Source organism: Pseudomonas sp. AP19 (assembly GCF_001728855.1).
Classification (GTDB): Bacteria; Pseudomonadota; Gammaproteobacteria; order Pseudomonadales; family Pseudomonadaceae; genus Aquipseudomonas; species Aquipseudomonas fluorescens.
Genome location: NZ_LXJP01000028.1, coordinates 12945 through 30559, shown reverse-complemented (window position 1 = coordinate 30559; position 17615 = coordinate 12945). Strand labels below are relative to the sequence as shown.

The 17615-nt window shown below is 59.1% G+C and carries 24 protein-coding genes and 1 tRNA gene; 8 read left to right on the top strand and 17 right to left on the bottom strand.

What is annotated here, in order from left to right; all coding sequences use genetic code 11:
• Positions 1-27: 27 nt before the first annotated feature.
• The gene (locus A7D21_RS35835) at positions 28-165 is read right to left on the bottom strand and encodes a hypothetical protein (protein ID WP_167422764.1); all 138 of its coding nucleotides are present in this window, start codon (positions 163-165) and stop codon (positions 28-30) included.
• 172 nt (positions 166-337) lie between these two features.
• On the opposite strand from A7D21_RS35835, the gene A7D21_RS19445 reads away from it, so the two are divergent.
• Positions 338-532 carry a hypothetical protein gene (locus A7D21_RS19445; RefSeq protein WP_053255884.1) on the top strand — a complete coding sequence of 65 codons (195 nt, stop codon included), beginning with the start codon at positions 338-340 and terminating at the stop codon, positions 530-532.
• A 27-nt stretch (positions 533-559) separates the two neighbouring features.
• Here A7D21_RS19445 and A7D21_RS19440 read toward each other — a convergent pair whose 3' ends face one another.
• A complete protein-coding gene (locus A7D21_RS19440) occupies positions 560-952 on the bottom strand; it encodes a fe2+ zn2+ uptake regulation protein (protein WP_069552430.1) in 393 nt (130 codons plus the stop codon).
• Positions 953-1189: 237 nt separating this feature from the next.
• Here A7D21_RS19440 and A7D21_RS19435 point away from each other — a divergent pair, with 237 nt between their 5' ends.
• The gene (locus A7D21_RS19435) at positions 1190-3469 is read left to right on the top strand and encodes an acylase (RefSeq protein WP_069552429.1); all 2280 of its coding nucleotides are present in this window, start codon (positions 1190-1192) and stop codon (positions 3467-3469) included.
• 212 nt (positions 3470-3681) lie between these two features.
• Positions 3682-3755 (top strand) — tRNA-Cys (locus tag A7D21_RS19430).
• A gap of 156 nt (positions 3756-3911) precedes the next feature.
• Here the strand turns inward: A7D21_RS19430 and A7D21_RS19425 are convergent.
• From A7D21_RS19425 to A7D21_RS19365, 14 genes are all read right to left on the bottom strand, one after another.
• Positions 3912-4976 carry a tyrosine-type recombinase/integrase gene (locus A7D21_RS19425; RefSeq protein WP_069552428.1) on the bottom strand — a complete coding sequence of 355 codons (1065 nt, stop codon included), beginning with the start codon at positions 4974-4976 and terminating at the stop codon, positions 3912-3914.
• A gap of 3 nt (positions 4977-4979) precedes the next feature.
• Entirely contained in the window at positions 4980-5216 is a 237-nt protein-coding gene (locus tag A7D21_RS19420) for a DUF4224 domain-containing protein (protein ID WP_025856662.1), read from the bottom strand.
• Positions 5216-6070 carry a DNA adenine methylase gene (locus tag A7D21_RS19415; protein ID WP_069552427.1) on the bottom strand — a complete coding sequence of 285 codons (855 nt, stop codon included), beginning with the start codon at positions 6068-6070 and terminating at the stop codon, positions 5216-5218. Before A7D21_RS19415 ends, A7D21_RS19420 begins: the two co-directional genes overlap by 1 nt.
• Positions 6067-8124, bottom strand: a complete 2058-nt coding sequence (locus A7D21_RS19410) for a DNA cytosine methyltransferase (protein WP_069552426.1) — start codon at positions 8122-8124, stop codon at positions 6067-6069. Before A7D21_RS19410 ends, A7D21_RS19415 begins: the two co-directional genes overlap by 4 nt.
• The gene (locus A7D21_RS19405; RefSeq protein ID WP_069552425.1) at positions 8121-8666 is read right to left on the bottom strand and encodes a phosphohydrolase; all 546 of its coding nucleotides are present in this window, start codon (positions 8664-8666) and stop codon (positions 8121-8123) included. Before A7D21_RS19405 ends, A7D21_RS19410 begins: the two co-directional genes overlap by 4 nt.
• Positions 8663-9013, bottom strand: a complete 351-nt coding sequence (locus tag A7D21_RS19400) for a hypothetical protein (protein ID WP_069552424.1) — start codon at positions 9011-9013, stop codon at positions 8663-8665. Before A7D21_RS19400 ends, A7D21_RS19405 begins: the two co-directional genes overlap by 4 nt.
• Positions 9014-9090: 77 nt before the next feature.
• Complete coding sequence (locus A7D21_RS19395) at positions 9091-9912, bottom strand: YfdQ family protein (RefSeq protein ID WP_069552423.1); 822 nt, start codon at positions 9910-9912, stop codon at positions 9091-9093.
• 51 nt (positions 9913-9963) lie between these two features.
• Positions 9964-10311 carry a hypothetical protein gene (locus A7D21_RS19390; RefSeq protein ID WP_083272212.1) on the bottom strand — a complete coding sequence of 116 codons (348 nt, stop codon included), beginning with the start codon at positions 10309-10311 and terminating at the stop codon, positions 9964-9966.
• A 54-nt stretch (positions 10312-10365) separates the two neighbouring features.
• Positions 10366-10608, bottom strand: coding sequence for a pyocin activator PrtN family protein (locus tag A7D21_RS19385; protein WP_069552421.1), 243 nt, complete (start codon positions 10606-10608; stop codon positions 10366-10368).
• The gene (locus A7D21_RS19380; RefSeq protein ID WP_047541807.1) at positions 10605-10982 is read right to left on the bottom strand and encodes a hypothetical protein; all 378 of its coding nucleotides are present in this window, start codon (positions 10980-10982) and stop codon (positions 10605-10607) included. The genes A7D21_RS19385 and A7D21_RS19380 overlap by 4 nt, the downstream gene beginning before the upstream one ends.
• Positions 10979-11254 (bottom strand): hypothetical protein, encoded by a 276-nt coding sequence (locus tag A7D21_RS19375; RefSeq protein WP_069552420.1) that lies wholly within the window; start codon positions 11252-11254, stop codon positions 10979-10981. Before A7D21_RS19375 ends, A7D21_RS19380 begins: the two co-directional genes overlap by 4 nt.
• Positions 11255-11265: 11 nt before the next feature.
• The gene (locus A7D21_RS19370; protein WP_069552419.1) at positions 11266-11847 is read right to left on the bottom strand and encodes a deoxynucleotide monophosphate kinase; all 582 of its coding nucleotides are present in this window, start codon (positions 11845-11847) and stop codon (positions 11266-11268) included.
• Positions 11844-12044 carry a hypothetical protein gene (locus tag A7D21_RS34510; protein ID WP_083272211.1) on the bottom strand — a complete coding sequence of 67 codons (201 nt, stop codon included), beginning with the start codon at positions 12042-12044 and terminating at the stop codon, positions 11844-11846. The genes A7D21_RS19370 and A7D21_RS34510 overlap by 4 nt, the downstream gene beginning before the upstream one ends.
• Before the next feature lie 137 nt (positions 12045-12181).
• Positions 12182-12862, bottom strand: coding sequence for a S24 family peptidase (locus A7D21_RS19365; protein WP_069552418.1), 681 nt, complete (start codon positions 12860-12862; stop codon positions 12182-12184).
• 101 nt (positions 12863-12963) lie between these two features.
• Here A7D21_RS19365 and A7D21_RS34505 point away from each other — a divergent pair, with 101 nt between their 5' ends.
• From A7D21_RS34505 to A7D21_RS19355, 3 genes are all read left to right on the top strand, one after another.
• A complete protein-coding gene (locus A7D21_RS34505) occupies positions 12964-13161 on the top strand; it encodes a hypothetical protein (RefSeq protein WP_083272210.1) in 198 nt (65 codons plus the stop codon).
• 139 nt (positions 13162-13300) lie between these two features.
• Positions 13301-13789: a phage regulatory CII family protein gene (locus tag A7D21_RS19360; protein WP_069552417.1), complete on the top strand. Its 489-nt coding sequence runs from the start codon at positions 13301-13303 to the stop codon at positions 13787-13789.
• Positions 13782-13988, top strand: a complete 207-nt coding sequence (locus A7D21_RS19355) for a TraR/DksA C4-type zinc finger protein (RefSeq protein ID WP_069552416.1) — start codon at positions 13782-13784, stop codon at positions 13986-13988. The genes A7D21_RS19360 and A7D21_RS19355 overlap by 8 nt, the downstream gene beginning before the upstream one ends.
• Before the next feature lie 19 nt (positions 13989-14007).
• Here A7D21_RS19355 and A7D21_RS19350 read toward each other — a convergent pair whose 3' ends face one another.
• A complete protein-coding gene (locus A7D21_RS19350; RefSeq protein ID WP_069552415.1) occupies positions 14008-14331 on the bottom strand; it encodes a hypothetical protein in 324 nt (107 codons plus the stop codon).
• Positions 14332-14356: 25 nt separating this feature from the next.
• Between A7D21_RS19350 and A7D21_RS19345 the strand changes: the two genes are divergently transcribed.
• Together A7D21_RS19345 and A7D21_RS19340 are read left to right on the top strand one after the other, a co-directional pair.
• Positions 14357-14587, top strand: coding sequence for a hypothetical protein (locus tag A7D21_RS19345; RefSeq protein WP_069552414.1), 231 nt, complete (start codon positions 14357-14359; stop codon positions 14585-14587).
• 25 nt (positions 14588-14612) lie between these two features.
• Entirely contained in the window at positions 14613-17303 is a 2691-nt protein-coding gene (locus A7D21_RS19340) for a bifunctional DNA primase/polymerase (protein ID WP_069552413.1), read from the top strand.
• Positions 17304-17615: the final 312 nt, after the last annotated feature.

Genomic DNA, 17615 nt, shown 5'->3' with positions numbered 1-17615 from the left:
GCAATGCAAAGCGAGACTCACAGGCTATCAGCGGCGTTCGTAGCCGTGGCCATCGTCATAGCGGTGGTCGTGCCAGCCACCGCCACCGCCGTGGGGGAAAAAGAAGCAGCCGCTCATGCTCAGCATGATCAGCAATGGAATCAGCAGGGTGATTCGACGGAGCATTTTGAAATCCTCTAAAGTACCGACAGGTTCAATCAGGCGTGGAACAAGCCAAAAAATTTCAGCGCCTGTAACATAGGACCCTGCCGACCCCGCGCCATCCCCGTTACCGGGTATGTGCTTGGCATGCTCGGCGATACACAGTGGATACATTTATCAGCTTCAGGACCCCGTCATGACCCAAAAGCAACGTTTGAAATATTCGATTCTGATTTCTCTGGTGGTACTGGGGACGATGTTTGGCCTGTCCTACCTGCAGAACACCGGCGTCATCAGCGAGAAAACGTTCCAGTACATTGCCATCGCCGTTGCGGTCACTGTGGTGGTGATCAACGGCATCATGCGTCGCAAGGTCAAGCCTAACTTCTGAGTCCGCCAGGCGATTCGGCCAAGCGCGTCAGGCGTGCCCGTTGAGGAGTTTGGCGGCCTCTGCATGGAGGCTGTAGCTTTTATCGGCATTGAGGGTAATCACGCCCTCGGCGCACAGGCGCTTGAGGACCTCACGCACGCTTAGAAACGACAACGGAATGCCCAGCGCCAGCAAATGGCTGTGCACGCCACGCACGCCGAGGGTGCGTTGGTTGTCGGCAGCGGTGAGGAGGGCGTCGATGACCTTGAGCCGAATCAGGCTGGTGCGCAAACCGAAACACTTGAGCAAGTGGCGAATACGCTGGTTGCCCTGTTGCTCGGGCTGCTTGCCCGGCGCTTTGCCGAACGCGTGTGCGCCGCCGCCAAAATTGGCGTCGGCCGCCGGTGAAGGTCCGTCCGTGGGCAGGTGCGAGTTGTACATGCGAAAAACTCCTTATCAGAGCCTGATCAGGAAAATGATGGCGCTCTTGGTTAATTAGACGAACCAGCCACGGAAATCATGAAGTCCTTCATGTAGAAAATTTGTCGGTATCCTGTTTGTCACACGTCAATCGCCGCCAATAAACATGCTCACGTCTAAATTATTCCCGGCTGTCTGCGTCCCTATGTGGGGGGAATAGCCCCCTGTGAGGGTGTTCAATTTGACTGTGGGGTTTGCGTGATTATTTCCAACGGGTTGTCCAGGGCGTGTGTGGCGGGACTGTTGCTGGGGTTGAGCGTTGCCGCATCGGCGCGGGAGCCAGTGGCACAGACGTCGGCGGATATTCGCCGCACCACGTTCGGCGTACCGCACATTCGCGCCTCGGATGAGCGCGGCCTGGGGTACGGCATCGGTTACGCCTATGCCCAGGACAACCTGTGCCTGCTGGCCAATGAAGTGGTCACGGTGAACGGTGAGCGTGCACGGTTTTTCGGCCCCGACCAGTCGACCCTGGAAGCGCGTAACAACCTCGCCAGTGATGTGTTTTTCACCTGGCTGAATACGCCGCAAGCCGTTGCCGCTTTCTGGAAGGCGCAGCCGCCGCAGATTCAGCAGCGTATTGAAGGTTATGTGGCTGGCTACAACCGCTACCTTAAAGAGCAGGGTGCGCCGGCGCAGTGCCAGGCGGCGTGGGTAAGGCCCTTGAACGTTGAAGACCTGGTCAAGCTGACGCGCAGGTTGTTGGTTGAAGGCGGTGTCGGCCAATTCGCCGAAGCCTTGGTCGGCGCGACACCGCCTCAAGCCACCGCCAGCGTACCGTCCAACACCAAAGCGTTTGAATTGGCCGCCGCCCACCAGCAGCGCTTCACCCTGGACAGGGGCAGCAACGCGGTGGCCGTGGGCCGTGACCGTTCGTTCAATGGTCGCGGCATGTTGTTGGCAAACCCGCATTTCCCTTGGGCCGGTGGCATGCGCTTTTATGAGATGCACTTGACCATCCCCGGCCAATTGGACGTGATGGGCGCCGCGTTGCCCGGCTTGCCGGTGATCAACATCGGCTTTAACCAGCATGTGGCCTGGACGCACACGGTCGATACCTCCAAGCACTTCACGCTGTATCGCCTCACCCTGGACCCCAAGGATGCCACGCGCTATGTGCTGGATGGCAAGTCCATTCCCCTCGACCAGACCTCCGTCAAGGTGCAGGTCAAACAAGCCGACGGCAGCGTCAAAAGTGTGAGCCATACGGTCTACAGCTCGCAATTCGGCCCGGTGGTGCAGTGGCCCGGCAAACTCGACTGGGACAACCATTACGCGTTCAGCCTGCGTGACGCCAACCTGGGCAATGACCGCGTGCTGCAACAGTGGGACGCGATGAACCGCGCCGGCAGCCTCAAGGCGCTGCAAACCTCGGTGCACACCCTGCAAGGTATCCCGTGGGTCAACACCCTGGCTGCCGATGACCAGGGCCAGAGCCTGTACATGAACCTGTCGGTGGTGCCCAACGTCAGCGCCGCCAAACTTGCGCAATGCAGCGATCCTCGCGCCGGCCTGCAACTGATCATGCTCGACGGCGCCCGCAGCGCCTGTGCCTGGGACATCGACCCGCGGGCGGCGCAACCGGGCATCTTCGCGGCCGACCAACTGCCGCAATTGCAGCGTACCGACTATGTGCAACACGCCAACGACTCGGCATGGATGGCCAACCCCAAGGCGCCATTGAGCGGTTTCTCCCCGGTGATCAGCCAGGACCACATCGGCCTCGGCCCCCGTGCGCGATTTGCCGTGCAGCGCCTGCAGTCCCTGGAACAACAACCGATCAGCGTGGCCGACCTGCAAGACATGGTCATGGACAACGAGGTGTACCTCGCGGGCCTGGTGATGCCCGACCTGCTTGAATTCTGCGCGAAGCACCTGGGCGCTGACGCGGCTGCGCTTGAACCACTGTGCACCGGCCTGAAAACCTGGGACCGGCACGCCAACCTCGACAGCGGTATCGGCCTGGTGCACTTCATCAACCTGGTCGAACACCTGCAGCAAATCCCTGACGCCTGGCGCGTCGCCTTCGACCCCGCACACCCCTTGACCACGCCACGCGGCCTGGCCATTGAGCGCGAGCCGGTCGCCAACGCCCTGCGCGAAGCCATGCTGGCCTCCACCGCCGACGTCAGCACACACGGCCTGAGCCGCTGGGGCGACATCCAAATCTCCGGCCAAACCCCCATGCACGGTGGCCCGCAGCAACTGGGCATCTACAACGCCATGCAAAGCGTGCCGCGTGCCGACGGCAAACGTGAAGTGGTCAGCGGCACCAGCTACCTGCAAATCGTCACCTTCGACGACCAAGGCCCCCAAGCCCTGGGCGTGTTGGCATTCTCCGAATCCAGCAATCCCGCGTCGAAACACTCGAAGGACCAGACTCAAGCCTTCTCCGAGAAAAAGCTGCGCCGACTGCCCTTCACCGAAGCCCAGATAAAGGCCGACCCGCAGTACCATGAGCACGTCATTAAGGAGTAGGGCAGGTGCGCAACCCCTTGATGCCAATACGAAATATTTTTGAAATCAAGGGGTTGCAGCAAAAAGCAAATGAGTACATAATGGCGCCCATCGAACGCAACGAAGCATTAAAAACTTCAATGTATTCAATGAGTTAGAGTAGAGGCAGGGTTCTATAGCCCACTCAAGTTTTTATGCGGTGAATGTTGATGGTAATGACATTGATCGTTTGAGGCCGAGTAGCAAAATGGTTATGCAGCGGATTGCAAATCCGCCTACGCCGGTTCGATTCCGACCTCGGCCTCCACTCTTAAAGCCCCGTAGATCAATGGTCTACGGGGTTTTTTATTGCCTGCGATTTAGGATCGTTTCCGCAACTTTTAAGATCGTTTCCGCAACCCCGGCCATATTGGGAGGCGTTGGGGATGCGGAAACGTAACTGGTGCGGGAAGGTTTTAAGGGTTTATTTTGTAGGTTTGACGATCTCGCCAACCCGGCGATAGACCTTCTTGGTCATCTCTTCGGTGCTGTGGCCAAGCAGGCGGCTGGCGTGAGTCAGTTCGATCTCGCTAGCAGCCTTCGGGCGAATATCTTTGAACTGGAACTGGCGGATCAGCACGGCCAGGGCGTTGTCGCCAGCGGCGCCAGCCTTGATTGCTGCATTCTCACGCGCGTCATCCCAACGATTGCGCAGCATCTGCTGGCTCATCCGAAGGCCGGACGCGTTGGTGATCAGCCGCGACGTTTTGATGCTGTTGAGTGCGCGTCGCTCCTGCAGGTCGATTAAGAAAGCGCTCAGCGCGGATTGCACGCCTTCATCTTCCAGGCGTAGTCGGAGTTTTTTTGCGGTTTTCCCCTGCTTGACCATTAGGAAGCCGGCGTTCAGGTCTGTAGTGGCAACGGCGAGTACGTCAGCCGGGCGCTGTCCGGTCAGATAGGCCAAGTCCATAGCGTCCTTGAGTTCCTGAACGGCTGCGTCATACACCGCATTCCACACGATATCGCCGGCGTAATAGTCTCGTGGTGTCTCCTTGTTGCGGCGAACGCCGAAGCAAGGGTTGGCATTGCTGGTCAGACCCCACTCACGGGCAATCGTAAACATGTGCGATAGCAGCGCGATTTCACGGTTGGCCCTGACTTTTGCTGTCCTGGCGTCCCGGTACTGCGCGACTACCTGGGGTGTGATCGAGTCAATGGGGGCTTTCTCAAACGCCTTCCTGAGTTGCTTGAGTTCTTTCATGTTGTCGGATTGGGTGCGCAGCCCTTTAGTGGGGATGATCTCTTTCACGTACCTGTCGAACAAAAAGCCCAGCAAGTGGCTGGGCTTCGGGGGTGCTCGTCGCTCCAGCCTGGCCCATTCCACTTTCGCTTGGTCGAGATCACCGCCCAGGGGAATCTCTTTGCGTTTGCCATTGGCGTCCCTGCCATTGTAGTAATAGCCCGTCCATATTTTGCCGCTCTTGAGTGTGGCATTGCGGCGGATCATGCGCGGAGGTAGGTCCAGGTTAGCTGCATTCTTCCTGCGCATGGGTCAGCTCACGTTCGCTAGGTCGAGCGTCCAGGTTTCGGCCGCTGGGTTCACGGCAGAAGGGGTAACTCCCGCCAGTTTCATTCGGGCGTACACCCGGCCCACGATCGGGCGCCGGGCGCCGGTTAGAACATGCTCCCAGTGGTTATCGATCAACCACTGGATCTGCTTGGAGGGGATCTGGTAGCCGGTGATGGTGGCCAGCTCTTCGTCTGCCAGGGTTTCGCTTTGAAATTCCATCATGCGGTTGCTCCGAGTTGTAAGCCTGACCGATGCAGGGCATTCATGCATGCAGGGTTCAGCCACAAGCACTCATGCCTGCTGCTGGTGCCTCTGCCCGCTGATATACGCGCTCTAGTGCTGTTCATCGACCAACCGGTGAGCATCTCGCGATAGATCTCGCCGTCGTATCCTGAAAGGGCGACCATTCCCTCTGCCTCCAGCAGGGTGTTGATAAGGTCGCGGTGGTCGGCGTCGGTCATTTCGTAGCGGTAATAGCGGCCGGACACTGCATTCTTGTAGCGTGTGCCGTGCATGTAGGGGGGGTCGACGTAGTGCAGCGTGCTGAAGTCATCGTGGGCCTTAATCACCTCGATCGCGGGGCGGTTCTCGATCAGTACGCCTGCCAGGCGTTGGCCGATCACGGCGATCTGTTCCGGGTATTTAGTCCATAGGGACTGTGCCGTCCCGTATTTGCGCTTGGTATCGATGCGAAAGCCGGTGATGCCCTTAGTCGCACCTGCGGATCCGAAGCCCATCTGGGCGCGGATGATAGTTCGCCGGGCGCGTTCGATCTGGTGGTCGGTGGGTTCCCATGCGAGTTCGAACTCTTCGCGCGAGTAGGGCGTTAGCACGAGCAGCTCGGCCAGGGCGTTGCGCGATTGCTCGGCCTGGAACACGCGGAACAGGTTGACGATATCGCCATCCATGTCGTTGTACACCTCGGCATAGCTGCGGCTTTTCTGCATAAGAACGCCGGCGGCGCCGCCGAATGATTCGACATAGCAGGTATGCGCAGGGAAGTGCTGCAGTACCCACGGTGCGAGTCGGAATTTGCCGCCGTGGTAGCGGATGACGGGGGTTGTGATAGTCATGCTGCCTCCCGCTGTTGCAGGGTGATTTCCCACGGGTCATTAGCGCGGGCCAACGCTGCCATGGGCGGTGGGCTGACGCTGTTGCCGCACATGTGCACCTGCTGAGTCTTGGTGAACGGCTTGCCGTCGGCGCCGTGGCTGATGATGTAGTCGGCGGGAAAGCCCTGGGCCTTGTAAAGTTCGGACGGCTTGAGCATCCGCAGGCAGATGTCGACGATCACATAGGGCGTTCCCTTGACCATCACGGTGACCATGGCCAGGCGGTCCTTTGTGGTTATCGTCGGCGCCGGCGAGTCGCATGCGCTGATGTTCTCGGTACCGTAGTAGCTGATCAGAAAGGCGGCGACACGCAAAGCGCCGGCTTCGTGTTCGGGCGACAGGGTGAGCGACACCAGCGAGCTCTTGCCACAGCCGCCGGCTGTGATGGTGGGCGCTGGATCTTCCAGGCCCTGGCCAACACTGCTGCCGAATGCCCGCTCCATGAATGCGCTGGCCAACCCGTGGTGCTGGCCGCCGGCGCTGATGGTGTGCAGCGGGTCGTTCACGTCACGTGCATCGCAGTTGCCGCGCAAGTGCACCAGGTTCGCCACCGCCAGCTGCTGCTGGCTGCCGGTGTTGGTCACCGTGGTCATGGGTTCGTGCATGCCCTTGGCGTGCGTTGTGTTGAATCCGCCATTGGCCTGGATCATCACAGCGGCGCTGACGGATTGCCCGCCACCGCTGGCAGTGACAGTGCCGATCGGGCCGCAGATGTCGTTCACCCCGTGGGATCGGCGTTTGTTCGCGCCAGAACCTTCCCCGTGACCGGCCTGGACGATGCAGGCCGAAGCCAGTGCGTGCTTGACTCCACCGGCGACAACCGTCCCCAGCGGCTGATCCAGGCCCGGCACCCTTGGCCCTTGCCCTGCGCGCTCGCCGTACCCCGACTGAATCAGCGTCGGGCTGATCAGCGTCAGCTCACCGCGATTCGCGCAGGTAACTGTCGGCAGCGGTTCGAGTGGGTCGTTTATTCGATCGCTGCCCTGGTGCGTTGCCGGTGCGATGATTGGGCTGACCACCGAGAAGGCGCCGCCCTTTGGGTAGGAGGTGACGGTGCGCAGCGGCTCGTCGGCGGATTGCACAGTCTCGCCTGACCAGTTGGCAATCGGCACAATGAACGGCGCCGCGCTATCGATGACGAACTTCTTCATGCCCTTGGCAACACGGCGCAGGGTGGCCGGGGCCAGGTCTTTCTTGCGGCCGAAAATGCTTTTGCCCAGGTCGGTAAAGTCGATGCAGTCGGCGGCTGTTTTCCACTTCTGCTGACCTTTGGCCGGGTTCTTGGCGTGGGTCGCCTCCGGCCACACAATCGGCTGGCCGTCGCACCGGGCGATCATGAACAGACGTTCCCGGCTGGTCGGCGCGCCGAAGTCGCAGGCCTTGATGACTCTCCACTCAACGACATAGCCCATGCCTTCCAGCAAGGCCACGAAGCGGCGCCACGTGCGTCCCCGCTGCTTTGGGTCAGGGATCAGGAACTGCTGACCCACCGGCACCACCTCACCAGGTGCGGCAATCTCGCCGCCGAGCTTGACCACGCGGCCGGTCGCCTTGTCGCGCTTGGCGATCAAGCGGCCCCATTGCAGGATCTGTTTCACGTTCTCCAGGCTGATTACTCGTGGCCGGTTCATGCCCGCCCACTTGAGGCCGATCCACGAAAGGTTGCGGATCTCGCGCTTGCGCGGCTGTCCGCCGGCTGCCTGGCTGTGGTGGGTGCAGTCCGGCGACATGTGGAACCAGCCCACGGCCTTGCCGCCGCACTCGGTGTCGGGGTCGCCTTCAAACACATCGGTCGTGTAGTGCACCGCGCCGGGGTGGTTGATGGTGTGCATGCTGATAGCGTTGGGGTTGTGGTTCTTCGCGACATTGACAGGGCGACCCAGGCCCATCTCCAGGCCGGTACCGGCGCCACCACCGCCGCAGAAAAAGTCCACGACGATTTCATCGTCTTGGGCGTTGAAGCCCAGGCCGTATTGGGTTTTGAAGTCGAACGGTTGTTTCTTGAGTGAGGTCATGCCGATAACCTCCGGCGGTGAGAGCTCTGCATTGACGTCATCAATTGCGAGAAGAACATCATTGATGCGGATTCGGCCGAAAACGGGATGATGGTCTCCTTCATCGGCTGGACGCCGCGTAGGCAATCCCATTCGCCGGGGTGCTCTGGCATTAGGTCGCGGCGTTCGGTGGCCAGGGCGACCATATCGGCCTGTTTCACGCAGGCTGGCAGGTCGATCTGGATGTCGAACCGCTCGCACACGGCGAGCCAGATCTGATTCTCGACGAACTGGTATTCAGGCATTACGGCCTTGAGCGGGCGTGTCATGTCACCGATGTAGGCTTCGGTCGCGTCGTGCAGTAGGGCCACCAGCTGGTGCTCGATGGGTACCAGGCTGGCAACAATCAGGCTGTGCTGCGCCACGCTGTAATGAGCGCGTGTGTGCCCGTTGAATCGGCACAAGCGCGACAGGGCGTGAGCGATATCCACCGGCTTGATCATGGATGCGGTCGGACGTAGCAGGTCGAACTGCTGGCCGCTTTGGGTGAGGATCCAGGTCATGCTGCATCCTCCGCATTGAGTGGTGCAGGGTAGGCCGCTGACCACATCTTCGCGGCGAAGGCGGTCAGCTGTCGGCGCTGCTTGTTCACCCTGGCGACCATGATTTCTGTCCCTGGGAACGCTTGCCAGGTTTCCAGGGCTAGTCCCAGTGACGTGGTGATCTTCGTCATCAGTTTGTGGTCGTCGATGGTGCAGGCGGGCGAAGCGGCATGCTGCGCGCGGGCCAGGTTGACGCCACGATCAAAGCCGCGCGCAAAGGCTTTCTTGCTCGCTTTGATCAGGAAGAAAGCGTTCGCAATCCAGCCTACGAGCAGGCCGGCGACGATGATGTAAGTTTCGATTTGCATGTGCTGTATGCCTCATTAGAGCCCGCCGCCGGACAGTTTTGGTGAGAGGACGACGACGGGGTGTTGCAGGGAGTTAGTTAGAACGTGGCTTCATAGAGCGGCACGTTGGTGATGTCGCCCTCGATCTTGGCGCGCACGGCGTTGTAGGCTTCTTCGAGCACCTTGTCGGCGCGCACCAGTTCGTACCACATGACCAAGCGACCTTCCTGAATGCGATAGCGGAAGCGGGCGGGCACGCAGAAGGTATCGCCGCCGAGGAACGGCTTGAGCGCAATGAAGAACTCTTCGGGGATACGCAACTGGCCAGCTTCGCCAGCGCGCCCGTCGATCTCTTCGTTGTAGGTCAGTTGCACCTGGCCGTTGTCGAGGCGGGTGCCTTGGCGGAACGTGATGATCTTCTTGGCTTCCAGGGTGCGGCTGATTTCGAGCATGTCGGCAGCGCTTGGGGTGTTCTCGTGCGCGGGGTGGTGGGTGATGTCCTTCACGTTGTCTTCGATGAATTCGGCGAAGGTGGCCTGGTCCATGCGCTTGCGGTCCTTTTCCTTCCAGTTGCCCCATTCAACGGTGGTCGGGCAGCGGTACGTCGCTACATGATCGCGCCAGGCGGGTGTAGCCGGATTGTGGTAGTCGATGACTGCCGTGAAAGTCCGGCCTTCGGGGCCGTTGCAAAACACCGCCGTGGCCTGAGTGGAAAAACGATTCACGTAGCTGATGAACGACTCGGCATCCAGCACGGTGAGCTTCTGCTTGATGCGTGAAGGCGCGGGCAGCAGGTGTTCCAGGCTTTCGATGCTGACCCCGTTCGGTAGGAGTGCCAGCGGCGCAGGGATGCCCGGGACCTCCATTGGTTTGCCGAGGGACTGAGCCAAGGTGACCAGGTGCTGTAGGGCTTGTTGCATTGGATGTGCTCCAGTGGGTGAAAATTTGGTGAGAGGTTGGTGGGGCGGGTGTTACTGGCTGATCTGGCGCAAAGCTCCAGGTCCGGGTTCATCCTCGACACTGCGCAGCGGGATTTCCTGCTGGCGTGGGTCGCGGCGGGTGATGTTGCCTTCGGGCGTGAGGAAGAACAGCGACGTTCCGCGCGCCAGTACAGGCTCTTTGGTCTTTACGTCGGCCTTCACGGTCATCTGGCCGCCGCCATCAGGCTTGTAGGTAAGCTTGATGGTCAGATCGCCGCCCTTGCCGGTCATGCGGATGGCGTCGATCAGGCTGTGCTGCGCCTCGGTGAGTTCGTCCAGCAGGCCACCGGCCTCGATGTCGCGCAGGGTGTCCATAAAGGGACGTGCTTTAGTATTCATGTGCTGTGCCTCATTGGCTGTGTTGCCCCTGGTCGGCAGGGGCTACCGTTTGAATCAGGCCGCTTGCTTCGTCGCTTGGGCGTCGAGATAGTCGGCCAGGTCGTGGAGGTAAACGACGGGCTTGGCACGGGCCGAGCAGTGCAGCCGCTTCACCACCAGCGTGATACGACCTGCCTTGATTTCGCTCAGCAGGTAGCGGTCGGTGCGTATGTGCGTGAAGTACTGTTCACGCACGGCGGTCAAGGTTGGGCACGGCGTGGCGAACTGGCGCCGGAGTTGTTCCAGGGTGGTGGTCACGCGGATTCCTCCCCATGCCCCTCCTTTCGGGGCACCAGCTTGAGGCGGATCAGTTCGGCGAGACCTTCTTTGCTCTTGCCCTTCGCCGCTGCGAGGACGTTGCCCTCGGCGTCTGCGACGACAGCGCCGTATGGGTATTCCGGGCACTTCACCGGCGTCACGTAGGCGATCTGACCTTCCGCGATTACTGCGTCAACGCAGCGGAACACTTCGGCCAACTCGACCGACACGCAGGGCAATGACTCCAGCAGCGCGACGGCTTCGGCAGAGGCGCCGATCAGCGTGGCGCGACTGATCACCGTTGGATGGTTGAGGTACATCGGCACCAATTTCAGGGCGCCTACAGCGGAGTTGATGGCGTTCGGCGTCTTCATGCTGCTGCGTCCTTCTTGGTGATGGCGATGTCCAGCTTCTTGGCGATCCACTCAACACCCGCTTCCTTGACCAGCACCACGGAGTAGTGGGCGTAGTTGCGGAGTGTTGGATTCCAGCGGCTGCGCGGGTCGGAGAACAGGTATCCGCGCTCGCGGTGTGCGCTGGCCAGGTCGCCGGACGAGTTCAGCACGCCGAGTTCCCGCAACCTGGTGCGGAAGGCGCGGGGCTTGAGCCCGAGCAAAGCGGCTGTTTGATCCAGGGTGCGGTTCATGACGGCGGGCCTCAGGCAGAGATATGTTCGGACTGTTGCTGCAGGCGGCGAATCGTCAGGAACACCTCGTCCAGCGAGCGTAGGAAGGCCTCGACCGTGCCATAGTTGGGCAGCGTCAAATCGGCGGGATTAACCGCGATACCGGCCTCGCTGATGTGTGGGTTCACCGTGAGGGCATTGGGCCGGATGATATGGATGACCGTCCCGCCCCTGCGGCGGATCAGTTCTGCTTCGTTTTCGAAGCGTACGTCGCTGACAACGAATCCGAGAACGGCACCCAGTGCATTACTCATATAGTCGAGGTTCTGCTCCGCGAGCTTCACCCACACATCCGGGTGCACGGTGTTGCGTGCCCACTCGGTGCCCATCGACTGCATAAGTTGGCGCGGTGAGCGGTCCAGCCAGCCGAGCGGCAGCTCTTTGCGATCGCCTTCAAAGTCGGTCGGGTCGAGGTTGAAGATTGCCATCAGGCCATCGCGGAGCGGGTCGGCGAAGGCGTATTGCTCCAGCAGGTAAGTGCGCGCCAAGTGTTCGGCGGCAGTGGTCTTGCCAGATCGAGCGCGGCCGGTGAGGCCAATCAGGATCGGTCTCATGCTGCATCACCTCCCCATGGACCCCGGTCATCGGTAGCGATTGTTACCGGCGCGGGCGCCATGGTGGCGCGTCCCAGATTGACGATGACCAACAGGCCGGTGCAGCGCTGAATACGCTCTACCGCGCCGGGGCTGGTCGCCGCAGCCGGGTGGAGGTAGACAGGGCAGCGGGTGGTGCTGTGCTGTGTTGTTTGCATGGCTCGTACTCTTTGGTGAGAGGTAACGATGCAAACGATACAAATACGTATTGATCGAGTCAATGCGTATTTGAATTGATTTTTAGCGAGGCGTAAAAAAGGCACGCATCAAGCGTGCCTTCGCGCTGAAGAAGTGCTTAAAAAATTTCGAGCTTGGAGAACACCACTCCGCAAATTGTAGCGTCTGTGCCCAGCTCAATAATTGGTTCGGGCCACGCGGGGTTCAACGGTTTTAGAAAGCGTCTGCTTCCCTCCATCACCAGTTGCTTGAAGGTCGCTTCCTGGCTGTCGACTAGTTTTGCGATAACAAGTGATCCGTTTTCAGCATCTTTCGCAGGGTCGACGAAAATTATATCGCCGTCGCGGAAAGAGCGGCGCTCGTGCTGGTTGAACATCGATAGTCCTCTCACGCGTAAAGCATAGCTTTGGTTGCTGTGAGAGGCGGCACAGGGAAGCCAAACCTCTGCATCATCGAGCGTTTTTACATCCGTAACTTCGCACCATGCCCCGGCTTGAACCCAAGATATCAGTGGGACATATCCTTTGATGGTTGGACCCGGCTCAACATTATTCTCTGCGACTGCGCCGCCGTTAATGTGTTTGGCCCCCTGGTCTGATTGATCGCCTCCCTTCCAAAGCCAGTTGCTGCTGACCTTGAGAGCCTTCGCAATCTTTTCGACATTTTGGTGGCGTGGACTGACAACGGCGTTGGTCACAATCCTATGAATCGTCGGTTGGGGAACCCCAGAGCGCCGGCCAAGCTCGCCTTCGGACAAGTTCATCTCATTCATACGCTGAGCAATGCGATCGCCGATCACTTTTTCTCACCTTGATTCATAAACGTATCGCTAAGTGTATTGAATCGATCAATACGTTTGTGTATTGTGGCGGTCAATGCGAAAGCGCATCGGTGATTGATATGACTATTCAGCAAATGCTCGCGGAGTTACTGAGCACTGGTTTATCCCAGCGCGTCATTGCAGAGCGTGTGGGTACGACACAGCCAACAATTAATCGGGCAGCCAAAGGTGCGGATGTTCGGTATGTAACGGGAAAGGCCATTGAGAGCCTTTATTCCCAAGAAAAAGAAGCAGCTGGCTTAAAGTCCGCAGCTTGAAAGGGTGCCGGACTGGGGCCTCTCACCAAAGATCCCCCAGTCCGGCTACGACGACACACAGCACATGCACATCGGTCGTGGTCGTAGGATAGGGCGTGCCCGTTTCTATGGCTAGACCGTAAACGGGGAATTTACGGTTATGAATCGCATAGAACAGTCGCCGGCCATTGCGCCGGTTCTTTCACTTCGCAAGGCAATTTATCGGGCGGCGCATGATTACCATGGCGGTGTTACCGCTCTGGCGCTCGATATGGTGATGGATTACGACAGCCTGCAGAAGAAGGTCAAGCACGATTTCGAGCAGCGTTGGCTTGATCCTGATGAGTTGGAGGAGGTCATCCGCCTAACGGCACATCCCTTGCTGTTGGACGCCCTGATGCGCCCCGCGGGCATGGTTTGGTATAAGCCGGAAGCCGCGGCGCCGACCAAGGAGGCTTTGCTGGCTGTCAGCAAGGTGCTGCACCAGACGGGGCTGTTTGTTTCCAGCATGCACGAAGGTGCGGCAGACAACCTCTGGGAACCGCACGAGGTCGAATGCTTGGAGAAGCACGGCGCCGATGTGATCCGTGCGGTGCTAGGGATTATGGCAGGGGCCAGGGAAGCGATGGAGGCCCACCAAAATGTCTGATGATATCGATATCGCCAACGATGCGGCCGAGCACTTTCGACAGCTTGCCTTGGCACGCCGTCCTCGGCCGACATGCTCCGTCAGCGCGCAATTCTGTGAGGATTGCGACGAGCCTATCCCGATACTTCGTCAGCAGACGATTCAGGGCTGTGCTACCTGCGTCAGTTGCCAGCAGATCAGGGAGGTGAAGCGTGCGTGATTCAACCTCCCAGCGCGCGTCAGTTTCCTATTTTCAATTTCATCAGTATCGCGAGCCTGGAGAGATAGGCGTCCATGGATTTTTTATCCGACGTTGGAGTGCACCCGTCGCCGTACAGATAGATGTTATCGAGGTCCTCTCTCCCCTGATGATCAAGCTTCGCGGCGACCTTCGCTGTGAGGCCTTTGATTTTCACCCCGATTGGGCTGTCGCTGTAGTCCACCCAGTCGCCTGTCAAGAAACCAATTGGTTTGTAGTTGCGGTTGGTGACGACGTACGTACCGTCCTCTTGCTTGGCAATACAGTATGGAAAATGGGTGTGGCGCAGTTCTTCCTTCAGCATATTTTTTTCTCCATTGAGGTGCGTTATGGGCAAGCCATTGATCATCGCCGGACCGCAGGCTTCCGGCAAGACCAGAAACTCGAAGGCGTTCCTGCACGCGTTCGGAGGCAAGCGAGTAGTGGACAATTGGGATGGCAGGAGCCCGTTGAGGGATGGCGACCTCGTACTTACCAACGTCGAGAATTTTTCTTTGCCGGTTGGATTTCAAGTGATTTCAGTTTCCGAAGCACTACAGCGGCTACGCGAAGCAAAGTAGCGCGTGAGCAAATGGAGCGTCCGTTATGAGTGCGGGGGTTAGTGGGATGCCGATATCGTCCTGGGCTCGCCGCTACATCGACACCTTTAACCTTGCCCTGGTCCCGATTGACCCGGGCGAGAAGGCACCGAAGGGTATGGGCTGGAACAAGCCGGGCGGTTACATCACCGACCCTGCCGCCGCCGAAGCATTCTGGCAACGTAATCCTAACCACAACCTGGGCGTCGTGCTCGGGCCAAGCCGTGTCTGCTCATTGGACGTTGATGATGTGCAGTGGACGCGGTTTGTGTTGTTCGACCAGATGGGCCTCGATCTGGACGCCATGGCGGTGGTTTATCCAACCATCGTGGGCAACCCGTTGCGGTTTCGCGTGCTATTCAAAATGCCGGATGAAATCGAGCTGACACGCCACTCGCTTTCCTGGCCCAATGAGAAAGACCCTGATGGGGCGATTCACAAGGCATTGATGGCTCGGGCCAAGACAGCGAAAGAGCGAGGTGATACTGCTGATGAGGCTGCAGCGAAAGCCGAGGCTGAGGAATACAAGCGCTTCACGGTGTTTGAGCTGCGCGCGGGCTTGGTGCAGGACGTATTCCCGCCATCAATCCATCCGGGGACTGGCAAGCCGTACACCTGGCGAACTCCGCCGAATGCAGCTGATGGTCTGCCCGTGCTTACCACCGAGCTGTTGAACATTTGGCAGAATTGGGACGTCTTCAAGCGCAGCGCCGAGGCCGCGTGCCCTTGGGCGCCCAAACCGAAGAAGCCCGTCGCGAAACCTATCAAGCGTGCTCCAGTTGCTGACGGCAAACCCTCGGTGATCAATGAGTTCAATCGGTGCCACGATGTGGAAGAGCTATTGCGTGCCCACGACTACATCAAGCGTGGTAACAAATGGCTATATCCACACAGCAGCACCGGGCTACCTGGTGTGACTGTCACCGACCGCAAGGTCTATTCGCACCACGGTGCGGATCCGCTGGCTAATGGTCACCAGAATGACGCGTTTGAGGTGTTTTGCCTGCTGGACCACGATGGCGACCAGTCGAAGGCAGTAAAGGACGCAGCTCGGATGTTGGGTATGCAGCACGCATCGCGGCCAGACTCACAAGATCTTCCCCCGGCCCCATCGGCGGATGCCAGCGAGCAAGACTCAAGTACGCAGCCCAGTGAAGCCGCTCCGGCTGCTGACGGGGGGGCGGGGGAGTCGTTGACCTATGAGCAAGTGCTTCGCCGGTACGTGTTGGTCGAGGGCACCACCCATGTGTGGGACCTCGACAAGTCACGGATTATGAAGAAAACCGCGTTTGAAGCACGGGTTGGCAAGCCGCTGGCCAAACAATGGATGGATGACACCGGCAAAAAGTTGATCTCGGTAGACAAGGTTAGTGAGATCGAGCAAGCCCGCAAGATGGCGGGCAAGAAGGGCGGTGCGCTGAACTTGGAGCCGATTGAGCGCTATGTCTACATCGACGGCACCAAAGACGTGTGGGACCGGGAGAAGAAACGCCGCATCGCGGAAGGCGCCGTCAAGATGGCGCTCGGCGATATGTACGGTATGTGGTTGAACAGCCCGGAGCGGCGAGTCGTTGACGTGGAGAACATTGTGTTCGACCCGACGATGACGAAGGATCCCAACGTCTACATCAATACCTTCGACGGACTGCCAATGGAGCCCAGCCGCGACGACGCAGCTTGCGAGAACCTGCGGTGGTTGATCTCCTTCCTGTGCAACCACGATCAGTCCTCGCGCGATTGGCTGGTCAAGTGGTTGGCGTACCCTTTGCAGCACCTAGGCGCGAAAATGGATACGGCCGTGCTGGCTCACTCAACCATGGAGGGCTCGGGCAAAAGCCTGTTGTTCGCCGATGCGTTCGGTTTGCTCTATGGACAGTACGCGGCCACGGTCGGGCAGACTCAGCTCGAAAGCAACTTTAACGCCTGGCAAAGCCGCAAGCTTTGGGCAGTGTTTGAAGAGGTTGTGAGTCGTGATCAGCGTTATAACCAGGTAGGCAAGATCAAGCATCTGGTCACCGGCAAGACAGTGCGCATGGAATCCAAGTTCATCAACGGTTGGGAGGAGGCCAACCACATGAACGCCGCGTTCCTCAGTAACGAGATTATGCCCTGGCCGATCGCGCCCAGTGACCGGCGAATGTTGGTGCTATGGCCGATGGAAACGCTTCCGGTGGAGCGCCAGAAAGCGGTGGGCCGAGAGCTGGAGAATGGTGGTGTTGCAGCGTTGTACGCGTGGTTGTTGGCCGTTGACCTGGGCGATTTCGACCAGCGCACCAGACCGCCAAGCACTGATGCGCGTGAGCGGCTGGTGGCGTTGAGCCGGGCCAGCTGGCAAACTTTCCTGTTCCTTTGGCAGTACGGCGAGCTTGGGCGTGATATGTGGGGCGCCTGTTTGTCCACCGACCTCTACGCGATGTTCCTGGAATGGTGCCACCGCAACAAAGAGCACGTGATGAGCCAGACGAAGTTCTCGTTGTTCATTGGCTCGGAGGTAGACAAGACCCGCGCTATCCCCTGGACCGATGGCAGCAACCGCAAGTTTGGAGCGTTCTTCTTTCCCCGCGATGAGCAGGCTTCCCAGCCCCCATCACTGAGCTCGGCCGACCTGGGCAAAGCGGTGGTTGCGTGGCGGGCTGCGGCGCGCCTGGCAGGGTGGAACGTCGACAATTGGGACCACATCAAGGCGGCTGCAGCATGAGTCCGGTTAAAAGTGTGTTGGGTGTGTCGGGTGTGTGTTGGGTTGGTTTTCGATACCTCACACAGTTTCAGTCCTTCTATTTCGCGGCTTCCCGCCTTGTGTGTTGGGTGTGTTGGGTTTGTCGTCGCGCACGCGCATGGGCGACGTTATTTGAACCAACGACAGCAAGATTTTTTTCTTATGCGAGAACCGTTAAACCCAACACACTCAACACACTCAACACATTTGATTTAAAGCTATTGATTTTAAAAGGTTTTAGTTGTGTTGGGTTTGTGTTGGGTACGGCGTTTTTTGTGTTGGGGTCGGTTTTGG